This window comes from Bdellovibrio sp., assembly GCF_036384735.1.
GTDB lineage: Bacteria > Bdellovibrionota > Bdellovibrionia > Bdellovibrionales > Bdellovibrionaceae > Bdellovibrio.
The window spans coordinates 362,503-380,544 of the sequence record NZ_DASVLT010000007.1 but is presented as its reverse complement, the minus strand read 5'-3'; the positions used below and the strand labels follow the sequence as shown (position 1 = coordinate 380,544).

Below are 18,042 nucleotides of genomic sequence, written 5' to 3'. Positions count from 1 at the left end.
ATGACATTCAAACGGAAAAATAAATCTTCACGAAATGATTTTCTTCGCACAGACTCCTGCAAGTTTTCATGAGTTGCACAGATGATGCGAATATTCACAGGGCGATATTGATTTTCACCAACTCGCTTGATGGTGCGTTCTTGAATAACTCGTAATAATTTGGCTTGCAATCCGATGTCTAGGTCTGCAATTTCATCTAAGAATAACGTTCCACCTTCGGCCTCTTCAAAAAGTCCAGCCTTCGCAGTGACTGCACCAGTAAAAGATCCTTTGGCGTAGCCAAATAGCTCCGCCTCTAACAAAGAATCAGGCACAGCAGAGCAATTCAGTGGAACAAAGGGGTGTGAGTGCCTTGGGCCTCGTTCATGAATAAGTCGCGCGACCACTTCCTTTCCGCAACCGCTTTCACCGACGATCAAAATGTTGGCGGAACTTTCGGCGACCCGCTCTGCCATTTGCAGGACTTCCATGAATGCGGAACTCTTCGCAATCACTTCGTTGTGACTTAACATCGCGGCCCCTGTGATTAAGTTATACTTCTATGGATACTCCTTCGTTCCAAAATTCCCCACCACAAAAAACCATTCCTGCGCGAAGACAAGGGCCAGTTGGTATTCATATTGCTTCAATCTTTATAGAAGACTAATAACTAACAAGGAGGAGTCCCATGCTTCGCGCAGCCATCGCATTTTTCATCTTGGCCATTGTCGCGTTTGTATTAGGCGCTAACGGTGTCGCAGGTCTTTCTATGGAGATAGGCCGAATTCTATTGATCGTATTCTTGGTGCTAGCTGTGATCAGCTTCTTCATCAATATGATTGGCAAAACGCGATAGCTGACAGTCCTAATTTGCCACAGCAGGGAAAATCTCCTCGGGCGATTTGAACCTGGACATCAAGGCATAGATAAAAAAAGGCTTCTCATCCTTGAGAAGCCCTTTTGATGCATACGCATCTGTTAGCAAAGCAAATCTGTTGCCAACTTTTAGAATGTCAGATGTTGCGCATCTGCACTGATTTTAACTGTGTCACCTGACTTCACTTTTCCAGAAATCAATTCCTTAGATAAAGGATTCAGCAACTCTGTTTGGATCACACGTTTTAATGGACGTGCACCGTAAATAGGGTCGTAACCTTTTTTGGCCAAGAAATCGATCGCCTTTTTGTCGAAGTCCAAGCTGATTTTCTTCGCTTTCAAACGCTGAGTCACAAGCTCCAACTGAACTTTCACGATGCCCGCAATTTGATTTTCACCCAAAGAGTTAAAGATCACCGTCTCATCGATACGATTCAAGAACTCGGGACGGAAGTGTTTCCTCAAAGCTTCCGTGACCGCTTCACGTCTGTCAGCATCGCTCATGTTCGGATCTAAAATCGCTTGGGAACCAACGTTCGAAGTCATGATCAGCACTGTGTTTTTGAAATCCACGGTGCGACCTTGACCATCTGTCAAACGACCATCATCCAAAACTTGCAACAAGATGTTGAACACATCTGGATGCGCTTTTTCGATTTCATCAAGCAGAACAACGCTGTAAGGTCTGCGGCGAACGGATTCAGTCAATTGACCACCCTCTTCGTAACCCACATAGCCCGGAGGCGCTCCGACCAAACGGGACACGGCGTGCTTCTCCATGTATTCACTCATGTCGATACGCACGACCGCCTGTTCATCGTCGAATAAGAATTCAGCCAATGCTTTGACAGTTTCAGTTTTACCCACACCCGTTGGACCTAGGAAGATAAAGCTTCCGATCGGACGATTTGGATCTGAAATCTCTGCACGAGCTCTGCGAATCGCGTCTGACACGATTTCCAAAGCATGGTCTTGACCCACCACACGTTTGCGCAATTGGTCTTCCATGTGCAAAAGCTTTTGGGTGTCGCTTTCCAGCATCTTGCTAACAGGAATGCCGGTCCACTTCGCCACAACCTCGGCGATGTCTTCTGGAGTCACCTCTTCTTTTAGCATGCGACTTTCAGTGCTTTTCTGTTCCTTACTGCGTTCTTCCATGGCTTTGAGTTTTTTCTCGGTGTCAGGAAGTTTGCCGTATTTAAGTTCTGCCGCTTTGCCAAGATCACCATCGCGTTCTGCTTTCGCCACTGCGATTTTCAAATCTTCAATATCCGCTTTGAGTTTTTTGATCTGAGTGATTCCACCCTTTTCAAATTCCCATTGCTCGCGCAAAAGCTGGTTCTTGGCATTGAGCTCTGAAATCTCTTTATCGATGACTTGCAGACGTTCTTTGGAAGCCTCGTCTTTTTCTTTTTTCATCGCTTCTTTTTCAATACGAAGCTGCATCAATTCGCGTTCAATTTTATCCACTTCTTCGGGAACGGAACGTGTTTCGATACCCAATTTACTTGCAGCCTCATCCACCAAGTCGATGGCTTTATCTGGCAAAAAACGGTTCGTGATATAGCGACGAGACAACTTCACTGCTGATACCAGTGCCGCATCGGTAATACGAATACCATGATGGACTTCGTATTTTTCTTTTAGCCCGCGCAAGATCGTGATCGCATCTTCTTCACTTGGCTCCTCTACCATCACGGTTTGGAAACGTCGCTCAAGGGCCGCATCTTTTTCGATGTACTTACGATATTCATCTAAAGTCGTGGCCCCGATACAGCGAAGCTCACCACGAGCTAACGCTGGCTTAAGTAATTGCCCTGCATCCATGGCTCCGTCGGTTTTTCCGGCGCCAACCAAAGTGTGCAATTCGTCGATGAATAAAATGATCTGACCTTCGCTCGAGGTCACCTCTTTGATAACCGCTTTCAAACGATCCTCAAATTCACCACGATATTTTGCGCCGGCAACCAGGGCTCCCAGATCCAAGGCCATTAGCTTTTTACCGATCAAATTATCAGGCACGTCGTGCTTGATAATTCGCAGGGCAAGACCTTCAGCGATAGCTGTTTTACCAACGCCGGGTTCACCGATCAAAACCGGATTGTTTTTTGTACGACGAGAAAGAACCTGAACCACGCGACGAATTTCTTCATCACGTCCAATCACAGGATCTAATTTTCCTTCAGCCGCTAAAGCCGTCAGATCTTTACCATACTTTTTAAGTACTTCGTATTTATTTTCTGGATCATCATCCGTGACTTTCTGACTGCCGCGCATTTCGGTGAGTGCTGCTTTGACATTGTCCGTGCGGATGTTGAACTTCTTCAAAAGAGCTGTCAGGTCGGAGTCGCCAGCCTTCAACATCGCCAAGAAAAAGTGCTCTGTCGAAATATAAGCATCACCCCACTCGGTCGCCTCTGTTTCTGCAGCCGAGAAGATCTTTTCAAGTCGCGGACTTGCGTATTGCTTTTGTCCTCCACCAGAAACCTGAGGGAAGCGGTCGATTTTTTTTCGAAGCTCGCCCAAAAAATCTGCTTGAGGGACATTGATTTTATCTAATATGCGAGGAACGATTCCTTCCGATTGCTGCACGAGTTCTAAAAGCAAGTGCTCCGGCTCGACAGAGGGATTCCCCTTACGCTCAGCCAATTTAGCGGCGGCCTGCATGGCCTCCTGGCTCTTTCGCGTCATTTTTTCAATATCGTTTGCCATTTTTCCTCCATCTGATCTAAACCAATCCAAGCCGGTTCAGATCGGATTTAAGTGGTTTTTACCTCTCAAATCTTATATCTAAGGATGAGTCTTAATTCGGCATTGTCAATATGAGGACGTAAACAAATGAACAAACAAAAACCGGGTATCGTGAATCCTAAATCTAAAGAGAAATCACAGCCCCGTTTGCATGCGTCCATTCGCAAAGAATCCATCCACCCGGCTGATTATTTGAAATACGACACACGCTTTTCTTGTGAAGATTGCTCCCACTTTGACTCCGAAAAAGTGGTTTGCACTATTGGGTACAATCCTATTCATCACTTGAAGGCCACACAAATTCACCAGTATGAATTGTCTGGCAATATGGCCTTTTGTCGTTTCATAGAAATTGACTGAGCTTCCGTCTAGTAAAACCCCGATTTTCCCTCTGAAAGTATTGTATTTTTCTGATTCAGGACAACCTTACGTCTTGAATCCTCGATCTATCGTTAGACTAGTATTGTTAAAAGAATTGAAAACCCGCCTGACGTCCTGTCAAGAGTACGCCCTAAATCCCGATCAATCTCACATCAAGAATTCACTCAGAAGGAGTCAGAGAGAGAAGGTCACTCTCTCTGCTTAACACCGAAAGGAGGGCCTTCAGGGATGACATAAAAGAACAATAGATTGTTCACTGCTTGGTAAATGCGGAACAGGTAATGGTGCCTGAAAGATGAAACCAAGAATAACAGTTTGAGGCCTTTAAAAAAAGATTAGCGCAGACTCGGATGTCAGTGCTCGGTAAGCGAAGAGTAGGTTTTCGCGAAGCCAAAAAAACAAATCAGGGAAGGATATAGAAAATGAAAAATAAATATTAACGGAGGATTTTAAAATGGGAATGAGAGTAACAACAAACTTAAGCGCGATCAATGCACAAAGAAACTTGATTGGTTCACAAAGAGCAATCAACGATTCAATGGCGAAATTGGCTTCTGGTAGCCGTATCAACAAAGCAGCAGACGATGCTGCTGGTCTAGCGATCTCTGAAAGCTTCAAAGCACAGATTCGTTCTGCTGCTCAAGCTCAACGAAATGCTAACGACGGTATCTCGATGGTTCAAACTGCTGAGGGTGGCTTGAATGAAATCGGTAACATCGTTGTTCGTTTGAGAGAACTAGGCATCCAAGCTTCTTCTGACACTGTTGGTGACAAAGAGCGTGGTATGTTGAACAAAGAGGTTACTCAGTTGAAGTCTGAGATCCAACGTATCGCTAGCGTTACTACTTGGGGTACTACAAAATTGTTGGATGGTTCTTCTCCACAATTCGATTTCCAAGTTGGTATCCACAACAATGCTGAAGAAGATCGTATCTCCTTCAAAGCAAATGAAAACGTTGCTACTTTGGATGCTCTTGGTCTAGCTGGTATTGATTTCTCTTCTAAAGAAGGTGCTCAAGAAGCGTTGAACAAACTTGATGATGCTCAAACATCAGTATCAGGTACTCGCGCAAACCTTGGTGCTCTTCAAAACAGATTGACTTCAACAGTAGACAACTTGGGTGTTGCTCAAGAAAATATGTCAGCTGCTAACAGCCGTATCCGTGACACTGACGTTGCTGCAGCATCTTCAGAGATGACTCGTAACAACATCTTGCTTCAAGCTGGTACTTCCACTTTGGCGCAAGCGAACCAATCTAACCAATTGGCTCTTAAGTTGATCGGCTAAGCTGGTCTGCACTTCAGCTCCGCTGAAGTCGACTGACTAGAAAAGTGAGGGCTCGAAAGAGCTCTCACTAATAAAGTTAAGTTCAAAACCCGGTGAGGAAACTCATCGGGTTTTTTATTTTTCGTCGATCTTGTGATCAACTCCCCGCCCGAATCTTGAAAGATTGATCAAAACTGTCTAAGTTATTTACCAATAATTCCAAATATTTAGCTAAAGAAGTCAAGGATTTCCTCCGAAATTTAAGGGTCAGGTTTTTCGGTGTGGAGGTTTTTTATGAGTCTCGCAAAATCAGTGCAGATTCTTGCGACATTCTTAGCTATTTCAACCTTGGTTGCTTGTAGCAACGGAGGCTTCTCTGCGCTTTCGACCGCTGCCGAAAATGCCAGTCAATCTACAGGTGATAACAATGGTCAGGGTTCGACAACCCCGACAACCCCGAGTGCTTATGACAAATTAGATATGGAGGGTTATGTTTCAGGCGGAGCTTACGACGGAAATTTTTCCGTCAATCTTGATAAGCCTAACAATGCCTTGATTATCAACTTGCCCATTCCTTCGGGATCTTTCAACTCGTTGTCCTCGGTTTCGATTCCGAATTTGCCAGGCGCCTTGATCAAAACTTATTACGACTCTAACAATCGTCCTCAAGTGGCTGCGAGTATTCCATTGTCGTATGTGCTGCATGGAGTTAGCACTCTACCCTCTGCAAGTCTTCCCAATGGAAATGCTCTGCCGTCCATGCCTGTCAGTCAGGCCTCCACCCTAGCCTTCAGTCTGAGTAATGGTGCGGATAACACTGTTCATTTGTATCTGACGCCTAATGCGGTCGGTATATACCTGGAAAACTCCTACATCCCTCAATATATGGGGGTCACGACGTCGATCCGGAACAAGGTGCAGACCAAGATTTTGGGTTACTTCACAATTGTCTCTAAGACAGACAACTATAGTGGCGGATTGTTCGCAGCATTTCCACTTTCTAACGATGTTGTACAAGCCATCGCCGATCACTTGAGCGGCGCTTCTCACTAGGTCTTGCTCGCCAAAATCTCATTCTATTTTGATTTGCCTGCCCTTTGAATTCTCGCTAGTCTAAGAGGGCATTTCATTTGTAAAGCACTATTTCAGGAGCACACCATGGCAAAGAAAAAAGCAAAACCAGCGAAGAAAGCAGCCCCTAAAAAAGCTGCGAAACCAGCAAAAAAAGCAGCTAAAAAAGTAGCAAAGAAAGCTGTTAAAAAAGCAGCGAAACCTGCGAAAAAAACGACGGCAAAAAAAGCAGCTAAGCCTGCAAAAAAAGCCGCTCCTAAAAAGGCAGCAGCTAAAGCTACAAAAAAGGCGGCTCCTAAGAAAGCAGCTCCCAAAAAAGCCGCAGCTAAAAAACCAGCTGCGAAAAAAGCAGCTCCTAAAAAAGAAAAAGCCGCAAAAGTAGCTGGTGCAGTTGCTGGCGTTGCTATTGCTGCGGAAGTGATCAAGCCTGCTATCGAAGATATCTCTTCTGATTTCGACGATGAACAAGAATTGGACAGTATGGTTGACATCGAAGAAGAAGATGTTGAAGGCGATGACTGGGAAGCTGAGGGTGAAGAAGAAGGCGAAGAGTCTGACGAATCTTTCGACGACCTAGAAGAAGATGAAGAAGAAGACCAAATCGGATCTGCTAAAACTAGCAATGAAGATGATGAAGACGAAGATGACGAAGACGATGACGACTTCGGCGACGACGAAGGTTACTTCTAATCTGGGCACTAGCACATAGCGCATAAAAAAAGGGAGTCTTTGACTCCCTTTTTTATTATCATCTCCCCATGTACAAACATATTTATCGACGTTTTCTAGAGGCGAATCCTACCCTACTTCACTTTGCAAGTCATAGTCATCACTACTGGCCCGACGCCACTCGTGAAGCCCAGCTTCAGTATTGGGATGACTCCGCAAAACATGTCGATCACAAGTGGGAATTTCTTTTCACACAAAAAGTTCCTGTCGCACAAAAATTGATCGCCGAAAATTTGAATCTTTCAAATCCATCGCAAATCGTCTTTGCGCCGAACACTCATGAGTTTGTCTTTCGTTTGATAAGCTCTTTGGATTGGACGAAGAAAATTTCCATCCTAACAACGGATTCTGAATTTTACAGTTTTGATCGCCAGGCCAATCGCTTGGCTGAATTCGCACAGTTCGAAGTCGTCAAAGTTCCTGTGATGCCTTTTGATACGTTCCACGAGCGCTTTGAACAAGAATTGGCTTCTCGCTCTTGGAATTTAGTTTTCTTGAGTCACGTGTTCTTTAACTCTGCTTTGGTCAGCGACTTTAAACGCTTGTCTCAAAAAGCTTCTCCGTCCTCTTTGTTTGTTGTCGATGGCTACCATGGCTTCATGGCCGTGCCGACAGATTTGAAAACTGTCGAAGATAAAATCTTTTATCTCGCTGGCTCATACAAATACGCGCAAGGTGGTGAAGGTGCTTGCTTCTTGCATGTGCCATCCTCTGCTCGCCATCGGCCCTTCTATACTGGGTGGTTTGCAGAACTTGCCCACTTATCTGCAGTCGGCAACCAGGTTCCGTATCCAGAAGACGCTTCTCAGTATTCGGGAAGTACGATGGACTTAACTCCCGTGTATCGTCTGATTGCGACACTTGAGACATTTAAGAAGGAAGGCCTTAGTGTCACGAAAATTCATTCCTGGGTGCAGCAGAATCAGAAATTGTTTCTTGAAGAATTAGAAAAAAAACATCACCCGCTTTTGAATAAACGCTCTTTAATCGTTAGTGATTTGAATCATCACGGCCATTTCCTAACGTTCAATCTACCGTCGGTAGAGGAAACGCAAAAGATGGTCGCCCATCTGAAAAATCAAGGCGTCCTCACAGATTCACGAGGCACACGCTTGCGCTTTGGTTTCGGCCTCTATCACGACAAATCTCAAATCGAAAAATGCATATCCCTAATCTAAAAGGTGCCTGCCACTTTTTTGGGTCCCCACCGCGTCATTCCCGGGATGAGGCATGATTTATTTTCCTCTTCCCGTCAACTTTGCTTTCTAAAAACCGAAAAGTGTCTGGTTCGTCACTCAATCAAGAAAGAGGCACTTTTCACATGAACAAAAATAAAAATTATTCGTACTATGGTTACACTTTCAAAGCTTACTACAAACCAGCAGGTCATGGTTACGAAGTGGGCTTTACGTTCGAAGGCAAGCCTTTGTTCGTAGGCAACTTCGTTCACAAAACAGAAGCAATGGAATGGTGGAAATGTTTTAACCAAGAAATTCCGTACTTCTTTGATAAGTACGAATTCCCTTATAAAGGTCCTCATCAATACATGACTAAGTTCTTCACGAACTACATGTATACTGAATACTACGCGTGGCTTGATAAGAAATTCGCGAAATACAATAAGGAGTACGCGAAAGCTTGGAAGCATAATGAAAAGCACTATAAAAAAATGCAGCCTGTATGGAAGAAAACTCCAGACAGAAAAGCGGCTTAATTTTAAAGCTGTCTTTAGAAATAAAAAAAGGCTGGTTCATCACCAGCCTTTTTCTTTTTAGAAGTTAGGTAGATCGACAATCGGTCCGCCACCACTACCCGATGAATCCGGTGTTGATGTCGTATTTGTTGAGTCACCAGAATCCGTTTTCGCCGGAGCAGGAGTTGCTGGCGCTGGATTGCTAGGTGTTGTCGTTGTTGGCTTTTGATTTTTCTTAGCTTCATCAGCCGCACGTTTCGCATCGTCTGCTTTGCGTTTCGCTTCATCGGCCGCTTTTTGCGCCGCCGCTGCTTTTGCATCCGCATCAGCTTTCGCTTGTGCCGCAGCCTTCTGTGCTGCCGCCGCCTTCGCAACTGCATCGGCTTTTGCTTGCGCCGCTGCTTTTTGCGCAGCTACAGCTCTTGCATCTGCTTCTGCCTTCGCTTGAGCATCTGCCTTAGCCTGTGCTGCTGCACGGGCTTGTTCGGCGGCAACGCGTGCTTGCTCTGCCGCGACTCTAGCTTGTTCAGCTGCCGCAGCTCTTGCACGAGCTTCAGCCGCTGCTCTTGCTTGCTCCGCAGCTCTTTGTGCTGCTGCTCTAGCATCCGCTTCAGCTTGTGCTTTACGACGAGCTTCTTCAGCCGCTTTTCTCGCCGCTTCTGCACGACGAGCATCGGCAGCTGCTTTCAACTGTGGATCAATTTGTTCTAGACAAGAGTTCATCGCCACAGAACCAGAAACGTGGTTGTTGTTAACATTAGTAGATACACAAGCCGCTAACTGAGTATTATAGTTTTGGTTACAGCTGCTCGCGATTTGATTGCCATCACGAACGCCACTACGAGCTAATGCACCTACACAGCTTGCGTACTCACTATTTTGAGCTTGAGCACAGTACTTACCTACGATTCCAGGATGATCAGTTCCAAAATTTTTCATGAGAGTTGTAGCACAGTCTACGAAAAGTCCGTCATTTTGAGTGGCATCGTCGATGGAAGCACATGCAGCGCCCGCTTTCTTAAGAGCTTGGTCTTGTCCACCTAACTGGTCAAGTAGCTCTCGATACTTATCACTAAGACTTGCAGTAAGATCGCCCACACATAATTTAAATGAGTCATCTTCACGGATCTTGCAAACGTCATCTATATTTCCAGGCATCGCATTTACTTGATTTTGATAAAGGTAATCTGAACAGCTACCTACCTTGTATGAAATTCCATCGTGCTGATATGCAGCCGCGCTCTGATTGTCGTATCCAACTTGGTAACCATTGTCTCTGTATGTTCCATGACCACCAGAGCTGCCCGTTCCCACCGAGTTTCCGGCTCTAACGATATACGCCTGAGCAGAGCTCACTCCAAAGAGCGACAAGATCATTAATGTAGAAAGAACGTATCTTTTCATAATCAATTCCTCACACGGGAGATTTATCCGAGTTCTTATGAGCAGGGACCATGCCCACTCGAGTGCGAATTAATTGCATTTCAGATGTCTAAACTTGAGACAGGGACGCAAATTTGGAAATCAAAACTGTGACTTAGGAAGCTTTGTGAAGAATGAAAATGATCAACGCCAGAAAAGAAAAAAGCCCGACGGGGAAGAGAGAAACCCGCCAGGCTCAATTTGCTAGGAACTTAAATCGAAGAGAGAAAGCTTACTCCGGCAAAATCGGAATGTCAGACAAACCAACAAGCCGGAGTAGAAACGAACAGCACGAACTATTTCATCGGTTTAGAATGAACTGCGAATTTTTCGAACTCGCCGTACTCGTGCAATTTGTTATAAAGAGTCTTGATCGTAATACCCAAGTTGTTAGCAGCTTGAGTTTTATTACCACCAAAGTGCGCCAATGCTTTCAAGATATAGCGCTTCTCTAGGTCATGAAGAGTCATATTTGGATCGTATTCAATAGCATCCTTCTGAGTCTCAGGATTTCTGATGTTCTCTGGGATATCGTTCAACATGATCATGTGGCCGTCAGACAAGATTTGTAGACGTTCACACACGTTTTGAAGCTCACGGATATTACCTGGCCAGTCGTATTTCATCAAAGCCTTCATTGCGTCTTCAGACACAGTACGACCACGATTCAAATACGCATGTTGAGAGTTGTTCAAGAAGTGGTTCACAAGCGCAGGGATGTCATCTTTACGACGACGAAGAGGTGGAGCACTGACCACGATCGTGTTGATACGATAGAACAAGTCTTCACGGAAATTACCACGAGTGACTTCTTGATCCAATTCTCTGTTTGTTGCACAGATCAAACGGATATCAACTTTGATTGGGTCTTTACCACCCACGCGGAAGATTTCACCTTCTTGGATGAAGCGAAGTAGTTTTGCTTGGATCGCGGGATCCAATTCACCGATTTCATCTAGGAACAATGTTCCGCCGTTAGCTGCTTCAGCCAAACCGATTTTACGGTTGTAAGCACCAGTGAAAGAGCCTTTTTCGTGACCGAAAAGTTCTGACTCAAGCAATGTCTCGCGAAGAGCACCGCAGTTAATAGCGACAAATGGTTTGTTCTTACGGCCTGAACGCTCGTGGATAGAGCGTGCGATAAGCTCTTTACCAGTCCCAGACTCACCAAGCACAAGGATGTTGGCTTGTGATGGAGCTACACGGTCGATCATTTTCATCAGTGATCCCATCACCTCTGATTGATAGACGATGGTCTTGTTTTCCATCACTTTAGAAGTTGTGTTTGTATTCCACATCACTTGGTTAGCATTCTGAGAGGCAGGAAGGATAGTTGAGCTGTTATCGTTCATTGGATTCCACCTTTCGGTAACGTACTTCGATTAGATCTTTCACGATGTCTCAGATTGATTATCTCGTTCTGATACACCGCAGCAACGCATTGAGTTATAACCAAGGTCGTGTAGGTTTTGCAATAAAAATTTTGCATGACGTTAAAATTTTTTTTGAAAAAAGGATCCGCTTTAGCGGATTTAGGGCGCATGAGTAAGGCTTTTTATCTAACCGAAAATATAGATAAATACCTGAAGTTTATGACTTTTATTAAGTCAGCGTCGCCCCTGACAATCAAGCACTACACCCTGGATCTGCAGCAAGCCTTCGAATTAGATAAAAATTCACATTTAATCAAGAGGACATGGACCGAGTCTGATTTGATGAGTTCGGTCCGCCAAGCCTTCAACCGCTGGGCGGGTCTTTCTTTGGCTTCAAGGAACAGAAAAGCCGCCACTTTGAAAAGCTTCTTCTCGTGGGCTTTCGACGAAGGTCTGCTTGAAAAGGACCTCTCAATCCAAGTGATTTGCCCGAGAGTTCCAAAGAAACTTCCGCACTTCCTAAGCGTCGATGAAATCATCGCCGTTCTAAAAAGTTTCGATGACGAGACCAAGAAGATTTCTTTACGCGAGAAAGTTCTATTTCTGCTTTTGTACGGCGGAGGTCTTCGTATCAGCGAAGCCTGCAACTTAAAATGGTCTGATGTTCAGACGTCGCAAAAAACTTTGCGCGTTCTAGGAAAAGGATCGAAAGAAAGAGTCATCGCTTTACCTTCTATGACGATGACTGTTCTTCAGCGTTGGAAAAAAGAAAGTGGTTTTAACGAATATGTCTTCGGCGAAGAACCTTTAAATCAAAGAACCGCCTACGAGATGGTTCGTCAAAGTGGCATTCGTGCTGGCTTGTTGAAACCACTTCATCCCCATGCCTTACGCCATAGCTTCGCCACTCACCTGCTTTCAAGCGGAGCAAATCTTCGCACCCTGCAAGAACTGCTGGGCCACGAAAGCTTGCAAGCCACAGAGAAATACACGCACTTGGGCATTGATCAGTTGGCTCGCACAATGGAAAAGCTGCATCCCCTCGGCAAAGGCAAATAATCATCTCGTCCGATGATTTCGAAATTTTCGGACATGAATCCTAATTCGGGTAAAAAATCTACCCAACTAGAATACATTCACTTTAAGCACTAAAATTGTCCGGCACCATCTTCGCTTCATGGGTCCCACATAAGGAGAACCCATGACTAAAGATCCTCCATCGAAGGAGCCAACCCTACTCCACCTTCATCTCAATAAAATTTCACAAATTCAGATCATCGCGTGTTGCAAATAGTGGCGAATCATTTGAGTCACGTTGTGAAGTTCGTCGTCAACCAACTGACGTTGATTTAAAAGATTGTTGGTATCAGCGATTGTTGTCTTTAAAAACGGAGCCATCCAAGGCTCCGCGTTCACGACACCTTGCTGAAGCAGAAACTTCAAATAGAAATGCATCTTCAAAATCAAAACATCCTTTGCGGTCTCAGTGGCCTTCAGTGTGTGCCCTAAAAGATTGAATAAAAATTCAGAGTTCTTATCCCCTTCTTGGCTGACCTTGCTAACACATTCTAAAACGTGCAGGGCAAATTCTAATTTGTCATAGTCTTGGCGAATGCCTGCGAAATCATTAATCAGAGTGGCTTCTTGAAGAACGTTGAGCTTGCCTTCTTCGCCAGATTCTTTGTAGGTGAATGTCACGAAGTGAGTGGGCTCAAGGACCCCACCGCCGAAACGCTTTTTACTTTTTAAAGCGCCGCGAGCCATGAAGGATAACTTTTCACCGTGCACAGACAATGCGTGCAGAATAAGATCTGCCTCGCCATATTTCATTTTTTTGAGAATGATGAATTTGTCTTTGCCCTGGGTCACACAGTCCAACTTTGCAATTGCTTTATCTCTTCATACGAAGATATCAGCGTCTTTGCAAAGTCTTTTGTGTTCAAAAGATCGGGACCAACGATAATCAGCCCGCGAAGAAGTTCTTGAGAAGGCTCTGGCTCCCACCAATGGCGGAACATCTTAATTCCTGACCAGTGGCACATGTTGGTGCTGCTCATTTTTTGCCAGCCCTGCTCGGAAGTCAGGCCCATTTTTTTAAATGCACGTTCTGCAACGGCCTCTGCACTGGCATCTTTAAAATATAAAACAGCACGGTCAAATAAACGAGATGCACCGGTGTTAAAATACGGTGTCGCAACGACCGCCATTTCTTTCTCAAAATGCTCAACCAAAGGAGGATTCACTTCAGATTTTGCGGCGTGCGCCTCTGCCAATTGCTTTAAGAAAATATCTTTATCCCAAGCCATATTTTCAACCATCATCGGTGGAGATCGGAAGCGTTCCCCTAACACAGCGACAGCAGATTCTTCAGAAAACGAACACATGCGAACTGTGTACGGACGAATTTCAATATTTTCTGAAAAGTGTCTTGAGTGAGAAACACGCAAAGAATAAATGCGCTTCTCGTTAAGCAAACGATCTAACTCATCAGCAAAGGGATACAGCTCGCCCGTCACAGGATGATCTTCTGAATACAGCACGAAGAGCGTTTCTTTCTTTAAACTCTCAACCCATTCTTTGACGTCTGTCAGTTGAGTATGACTGCGCACGTGAACTTCGTAAGTTTCTTTGTAATAGTAAGGAAGAAGATTTTCGAAAGCAGACGTTTGCCCCTGGATCACGCCGATGCTGCGCTTATGGGCCATGAAATGCGCGGTTCCCTGAGAGATCTCATAAACGGCCTGCGCGAGACCTCGATAAGAGCGTGCCTTCACCTTTGGCTCTAGAGCCAAATAAGTTTTAATGGCGTCATTTACTTCTTCCCAAGCCTCAGGTCGCAACACATCGATGAGCATTTAATAAAAATATCAGTTTTTCGTCTAAAAAGGCTTCAGACCAAGGTCTTATTTTGATACCGAATTTGTGTGATTTCGCTTGAAGGAATAGAATAAAGAAATTGCTAGGAGTGCGTTTTGATGAAAAAGATTTTCTTAATTATTGCCCTGTCTATTGTTGGCGTTCTTGTAAGCTCCCAGGAAGCAAATGCTCTAGTTGATTTGCGTCTAAATTATGGCCTGCTTGTGAGCAACACAGATCTCAATGCTTTATGCCCTACCTGTGGTGGTTCTATTCCAAGTATTGTGCCCACATACGGCTTGGGTGGAGATATTGTTGTGAATCTTCCAATTCCACTTGTTCCAGGATTTGGTCTTCGCTATGAGAATTTAGGTTTGACAGCAAGCGGAAATGGAATCGATTTTAAAGCGAGCTCATCACGCACTTCATTATTATTAAATTATCACCTGATCGACACATTGATTTATCTCGGTCCTATCGCAACTTATGGCTTGTCTCATTCTGTGAGTATGAAGGCCACCCAAAATGGAACTGACCAGGCAGACTTCGGTGGAGGCTCGCAAACCAGCTTCAGTCTTGGTCTTGAAGGGGGTGTGCATCTAGCTGAATTTATCGTTGGCGGTGAGGTTGGCTATCTGGATTACCGTTGGAAAAACGCTAAGGATTCCACTGGTAACGCAGGGACTCAGGACATTAATCTGAGCGGTGCTTATCTTAAGTTTGCAGTGGGTTATAGCTTTTAATATTGCGATTTAAGTATCGAAAAAACCACACCTCTGCTACGCTTTTATTGAGAGGTGCAAATGACCAAAAAACGCATTGAGTGGCCAGTGGCTCTATTTCTAGTTATCAATCCCCTGGTGACTCTTATCTTAATGCCGATCTACTTCTATTACTTTGGTTTTGAATGGCAGATCGCTCTTTTTGCTTTGATTTTTGCAGCAGCGACGAACTTGAGTATTACGGCGGGTTATCACCGTTTGTTCTCTCATAAAAGTTACGACGCTCATCCGGTGGCGAAAGCTTTGTTCTTGTTGATCGGCGCTTCGGGCTTTCAAGGCTCTGCTTTGAAATGGTCTTCAGACCACCGCCGCCATCACATGCACATCGACGGCGAAAAAGATCCTTACAACATCAATGAAGGCTTCTGGTACGCCCACATGGGTTGGTTGTTCTTCAAAGATTCTGTAGATCAAAAAATTGTGGCACCAGATCTTGAAAAAGATTGGATGGTTCAATTCCAACATAAATATTATGTGCCTCTTGCGATCCTGACGGGCTTCGGTCTTCCAACTTTGATTGGTTGGATGATGGGTTCACCTCTTGGTGGATTGGTTATCGGTGGTGGACTTCGTATCGCATTGACTCAGCAAAGTACTTTCTTTGTGAACTCTTTGTGCCACACGTTGGGTAAGCAAACTTACTCCAAAGAGATCTCTGCTCGTGACTCTTGGTTCGTGGCAGTTCTAACTCATGGCGAAGGTTATCATAATTTCCATCATAAATTCCAAATCGACTACCGCAACGGTATCAAGTGGTATCACTGGGATCCAACTAAATGGGTTATCAAAACTTTAAACTTGGTGGGGCTTGCAACGAAACTTCGCCAGATCTCGAACGTAGAAATCTTGAAAGCACGTCTTCAGGCCGAAGCGACAGAGTTGACTAAGCACGGTTTCGCTGAAGAAAAATTGGCAGTGATGAAAGAAAAAATCATCGAGGCGCAATCTAAGATCAAAAAGCTTCGCGAAGACTACGAACAGTTCAAAGTAGATGCAGTTCGTAAACGTGAAGAGTTAAAAGAAGCCTACGATCACAAGCTTGCTGAGATTAAACACGAGCTTGAAGTGGCCCACCTGGAATTCCAAATGGGCATGAAAATGTGGCAGCTTCATTTGAAATCAGTTTAAGAAATTCTAAAATAAGAAATAAAAAACCCGCTTCAAAGAGCGGGTTTTTTATTTTAAGCCTATTGACAGCTTTTATTGTCTGAGTAGAAGAACCAGTGGAATTTTGAAAGATCCACGTCATTTCGACCATCACGTGGGAATGGAGAGTCCTGCGCGTCTGTATAGGCTTTATGAAGAAGGCAGTCCTGCTTTCTATAGTCTTCATTAATTGACAAGAACTCGCGGAATGTCGGCAGATAGCCATGGGCTTTATAGAAGGCATCTTCTTTCGCGAACAGGTTCTTTTCTAATGTCGCAGCCACGGCCTGGAACTGAGACGTGGTCTTAATAGTTTGCATCGGCATATACTTCGGCAAAACGTCCTTGAAGAGACCAAACTGACGAAGGAACTTACCTAAATATGATTTTCCCGTATTTTGCAGTGTCCAGTGAAAGCTATAGTCTTTATCAATCATCCAACTATAGACGCTTTGTAGGACCGCATCCTGCATGCGCACTTGGCGAAGAAGAGGATAATATTTGTATTCCGCGATGAAATCAAAACGCGGATCTGCTTCAATATCATATGGAGCAAATAACGTTTTAGACGTTACACCCAATGACGCCGGATACGCTGTGTTTTTAAATTTTGTCACAGTACTTCTGAATTTAGGAACTATGAACTTACCGTCTGAAGCTTTGTCATAAGCATATCTTGAAACTTCAGAACAGAAAAACGCGCTGTAATCGCTGTCATTCATGGCAAAGTCATAGCGAATCTCGCCATATTTATCCAAACCCGCACGGGCAAAATCATACATCTTACGGCCGGCACGTTTGCCTAACTCGGGATCACGTTGGCGATATAAAGCAATGCGAGCATCCGGGGCTTGCAACCATTTCTCTAGCGGAGTGATCACGATGCCGTTTTGAATAAGAGCCTCGACGATGTACTGCTTACCATTTTTATCTTCAGCAACAATGGCCAGATGTGAAAAGTTACCTGTCTGATCTGCGATGCGTGCGATCATCGCAGATACCGAGCTCTTACCTCGCACAATCATCAAATCCCCCGTTTGCAATTTGAAACCTGCAAATTTTGGATTCGTCATTGTGAAGATCGGATCTGGCGCCATGATTGGCGGTGTACGAACCGTGATCACGTTATTGTGGACAAGCCACTCTAGAAGATATTCTTCCGTGATGCGTGAATACTGAATGCCTTCTCGCACTTGCGCCACACACTCTGGTGTTAATTGGTTATGCTCGTCGAATTCCTGGTATTTCTCGCGAAGAGTCACTCGAACCATAAAAAGAGTATTCAAAAGATCAAGGCCTTTTGCCTTTAAGTGAGCCACCTCTTCGGGAGTTTTCGGAATGAAATAATCAGAAGACAAGCCATACAACATGTCCGTCACACTATTGATGTAAGCGGGACATGTCGTCGCATTGAAGATCGAATCGTTTTTAATTTCCGCCAAAACTTTATCAGCACCAGTAAAGAGCTGATCCGTATTTGCGGGCGCACGGCGCTCTTCAGAGCTTTTAAAAGGGCTCTGACACCCCATTAGACTGCACGCAAGAATCAGTGCAAAACTAGATATCTTCTTCATATCTGAATCTCCCGACAAATATTCATCTATCTATAGAAAAGCTTTTCGGTTTCTCTTCAAGATAAGTTGATAAGACCTTCATCCCAATGAACTCGACTTAGGGCTGCTCACATTCTGGACGTAAACATTTGTGCGTATAAGA

General features: G+C 44.5%; 17 protein-coding genes. 10 read left to right on the top strand and 7 right to left on the bottom strand.

The window, feature by feature from the left end; all coding sequences use genetic code 11:
• A partial coding sequence (locus VF412_RS02370) for a sigma-54 factor interaction domain-containing protein (protein ID WP_331337596.1) occupies nucleotides 1–512 on the bottom strand: 512 nt, incomplete at its 3' end.
• A gap of 155 nt (nucleotides 513–667) precedes the next feature.
• Between VF412_RS02370 and VF412_RS02365 the strand changes: the two genes are divergently transcribed.
• The gene (locus VF412_RS02365; protein WP_331337595.1) at nucleotides 668–835 is read left to right on the top strand and encodes a DUF1328 domain-containing protein; all 168 of its coding nucleotides are present in this window, start codon (nucleotides 668–670) and stop codon (nucleotides 833–835) included.
• A gap of 149 nt (nucleotides 836–984) precedes the next feature.
• Here the strand turns inward: VF412_RS02365 and clpB are convergent, their stop codons facing one another.
• Complete coding sequence (clpB, locus tag VF412_RS02360) at nucleotides 985–3,567, bottom strand: ATP-dependent chaperone ClpB (RefSeq protein ID WP_331337594.1); 2,583 nt, start codon at nucleotides 3,565–3,567, stop codon at nucleotides 985–987.
• A gap of 126 nt (nucleotides 3,568–3,693) precedes the next feature.
• Here clpB and VF412_RS02355 point away from each other — a divergent pair, with 126 nt between their 5' ends.
• The 6 genes from VF412_RS02355 (at nucleotide 3,694) to VF412_RS02330 (ending at nucleotide 8,768) form a co-directional block, all read left to right on the top strand.
• Entirely contained in the window at nucleotides 3,694–3,966 is a 273-nt protein-coding gene (locus VF412_RS02355; RefSeq protein ID WP_331337593.1) for a hypothetical protein, read from the top strand.
• A gap of 475 nt (nucleotides 3,967–4,441) precedes the next feature.
• The gene (locus tag VF412_RS02350; RefSeq protein ID WP_331337592.1) at nucleotides 4,442–5,275 is read left to right on the top strand and encodes a flagellin; all 834 of its coding nucleotides are present in this window, start codon (nucleotides 4,442–4,444) and stop codon (nucleotides 5,273–5,275) included.
• A gap of 273 nt (nucleotides 5,276–5,548) precedes the next feature.
• Nucleotides 5,549–6,307, top strand: coding sequence for a hypothetical protein (locus VF412_RS02345; RefSeq protein ID WP_331337591.1), 759 nt, complete (start codon nucleotides 5,549–5,551; stop codon nucleotides 6,305–6,307).
• Nucleotides 6,308–6,412: 105 nt separating this feature from the next.
• The gene (locus tag VF412_RS02340; RefSeq protein WP_331337590.1) at nucleotides 6,413–7,015 is read left to right on the top strand and encodes a hypothetical protein; all 603 of its coding nucleotides are present in this window, start codon (nucleotides 6,413–6,415) and stop codon (nucleotides 7,013–7,015) included.
• A gap of 68 nt (nucleotides 7,016–7,083) precedes the next feature.
• Nucleotides 7,084–8,232, top strand: a complete 1,149-nt coding sequence (locus tag VF412_RS02335) for an aminotransferase class V-fold PLP-dependent enzyme (RefSeq protein WP_331337589.1) — start codon at nucleotides 7,084–7,086, stop codon at nucleotides 8,230–8,232.
• Nucleotides 8,233–8,375: 143 nt separating this feature from the next.
• On the top strand, nucleotides 8,376–8,768 hold the full coding sequence (locus VF412_RS02330; RefSeq protein ID WP_331337588.1) for a hypothetical protein: 393 nt from the start codon (nucleotides 8,376–8,378) through the stop codon (nucleotides 8,766–8,768).
• A gap of 57 nt (nucleotides 8,769–8,825) precedes the next feature.
• Here the strand turns inward: VF412_RS02330 and VF412_RS02325 are convergent, their stop codons facing one another.
• Together VF412_RS02325 and VF412_RS02320 are read right to left on the bottom strand one after the other, a co-directional pair.
• Nucleotides 8,826–10,151, bottom strand: coding sequence for a hypothetical protein (locus VF412_RS02325; protein ID WP_331337587.1), 1,326 nt, complete (start codon nucleotides 10,149–10,151; stop codon nucleotides 8,826–8,828).
• 314 nt (nucleotides 10,152–10,465) lie between these two features.
• Nucleotides 10,466–11,521 carry a sigma-54 dependent transcriptional regulator gene (locus VF412_RS02320; RefSeq protein ID WP_331337586.1) on the bottom strand — a complete coding sequence of 352 codons (1,056 nt, stop codon included), beginning with the start codon at nucleotides 11,519–11,521 and terminating at the stop codon, nucleotides 10,466–10,468.
• A 135-nt stretch (nucleotides 11,522–11,656) separates the two neighbouring features.
• Here VF412_RS02320 and VF412_RS02315 point away from each other — a divergent pair, with 135 nt between their 5' ends.
• A complete protein-coding gene (locus VF412_RS02315; RefSeq protein WP_331337585.1) occupies nucleotides 11,657–12,601 on the top strand; it encodes a tyrosine-type recombinase/integrase in 945 nt (314 codons plus the stop codon).
• Between the two features lie 210 nt (nucleotides 12,602–12,811).
• Here VF412_RS02315 and recO read toward each other — a convergent pair whose 3' ends face one another.
• Together recO and VF412_RS02305 are read right to left on the bottom strand one after the other, a co-directional pair.
• Nucleotides 12,812–13,411, bottom strand: a complete 600-nt coding sequence (gene recO / locus VF412_RS02310; protein WP_331337584.1) for a DNA repair protein RecO — start codon at nucleotides 13,409–13,411, stop codon at nucleotides 12,812–12,814.
• The gene (locus tag VF412_RS02305; RefSeq protein WP_331337583.1) at nucleotides 13,408–14,397 is read right to left on the bottom strand and encodes a hypothetical protein; all 990 of its coding nucleotides are present in this window, start codon (nucleotides 14,395–14,397) and stop codon (nucleotides 13,408–13,410) included. The genes recO and VF412_RS02305 overlap by 4 nt, the downstream gene beginning before the upstream one ends.
• Nucleotides 14,398–14,517: 120 nt before the next feature.
• On the opposite strand from VF412_RS02305, the gene VF412_RS02300 reads away from it, so the two are divergent.
• Together VF412_RS02300 and VF412_RS02295 are read left to right on the top strand one after the other, a co-directional pair.
• Complete coding sequence (locus VF412_RS02300; RefSeq protein ID WP_331337582.1) at nucleotides 14,518–15,141, top strand: hypothetical protein; 624 nt, start codon at nucleotides 14,518–14,520, stop codon at nucleotides 15,139–15,141.
• A gap of 60 nt (nucleotides 15,142–15,201) precedes the next feature.
• Nucleotides 15,202–16,308 (top strand): fatty acid desaturase, encoded by a 1,107-nt coding sequence (locus tag VF412_RS02295; protein WP_331337581.1) that lies wholly within the window; start codon nucleotides 15,202–15,204, stop codon nucleotides 16,306–16,308.
• Between the two features lie 59 nt (nucleotides 16,309–16,367).
• Here the strand turns inward: VF412_RS02295 and VF412_RS02290 are convergent, their stop codons facing one another.
• Nucleotides 16,368–17,900, bottom strand: a complete 1,533-nt coding sequence (locus VF412_RS02290) for a YiiX/YebB-like N1pC/P60 family cysteine hydrolase (RefSeq protein WP_331337580.1) — start codon at nucleotides 17,898–17,900, stop codon at nucleotides 16,368–16,370.
• Between the last annotated feature and the right edge of the window lie 142 nt (nucleotides 17,901–18,042).

Excerpts from the sequence above, each read along its gene's own strand:
- VF412_RS02365 (WP_331337595.1), top strand. The coding sequence starts at position 668 with ATGCTTCGCGCAGCCATCGCATTTTTCATCTTGGCCATTGTCGCGTTT.
- clpB (WP_331337594.1), bottom strand. The coding sequence starts at position 3,567 with ATGGCAAACGATATTGAAAAAATGACGCGAAAGAGCCAGGAGGCCATG.
- VF412_RS02355 (WP_331337593.1), top strand. The coding sequence starts at position 3,694 with ATGAACAAACAAAAACCGGGTATCGTGAATCCTAAATCTAAAGAGAAA.
- VF412_RS02350 (WP_331337592.1), top strand. The coding sequence starts at position 4,442 with ATGGGAATGAGAGTAACAACAAACTTAAGCGCGATCAATGCACAAAGA.
- VF412_RS02345 (WP_331337591.1), top strand. The coding sequence starts at position 5,549 with ATGAGTCTCGCAAAATCAGTGCAGATTCTTGCGACATTCTTAGCTATT.
- VF412_RS02340 (WP_331337590.1), top strand. The coding sequence starts at position 6,413 with ATGGCAAAGAAAAAAGCAAAACCAGCGAAGAAAGCAGCCCCTAAAAAA.
- VF412_RS02335 (WP_331337589.1), top strand. The coding sequence starts at position 7,084 with ATGTACAAACATATTTATCGACGTTTTCTAGAGGCGAATCCTACCCTA.
- VF412_RS02330 (WP_331337588.1), top strand. The coding sequence starts at position 8,376 with ATGAACAAAAATAAAAATTATTCGTACTATGGTTACACTTTCAAAGCT.
- VF412_RS02325 (WP_331337587.1), bottom strand. The coding sequence starts at position 10,151 with ATGAAAAGATACGTTCTTTCTACATTAATGATCTTGTCGCTCTTTGGA.
- VF412_RS02320 (WP_331337586.1), bottom strand. The coding sequence starts at position 11,521 with ATGAACGATAACAGCTCAACTATCCTTCCTGCCTCTCAGAATGCTAAC.
- VF412_RS02315 (WP_331337585.1), top strand. The coding sequence starts at position 11,657 with ATGACGTTAAAATTTTTTTTGAAAAAAGGATCCGCTTTAGCGGATTTA.
- VF412_RS02305 (WP_331337583.1), bottom strand. The coding sequence starts at position 14,397 with ATGCTCATCGATGTGTTGCGACCTGAGGCTTGGGAAGAAGTAAATGAC.
- VF412_RS02300 (WP_331337582.1), top strand. The coding sequence starts at position 14,518 with ATGAAAAAGATTTTCTTAATTATTGCCCTGTCTATTGTTGGCGTTCTT.
- VF412_RS02295 (WP_331337581.1), top strand. The coding sequence starts at position 15,202 with ATGACCAAAAAACGCATTGAGTGGCCAGTGGCTCTATTTCTAGTTATC.
- VF412_RS02290 (WP_331337580.1), bottom strand. The coding sequence starts at position 17,900 with ATGAAGAAGATATCTAGTTTTGCACTGATTCTTGCGTGCAGTCTAATG.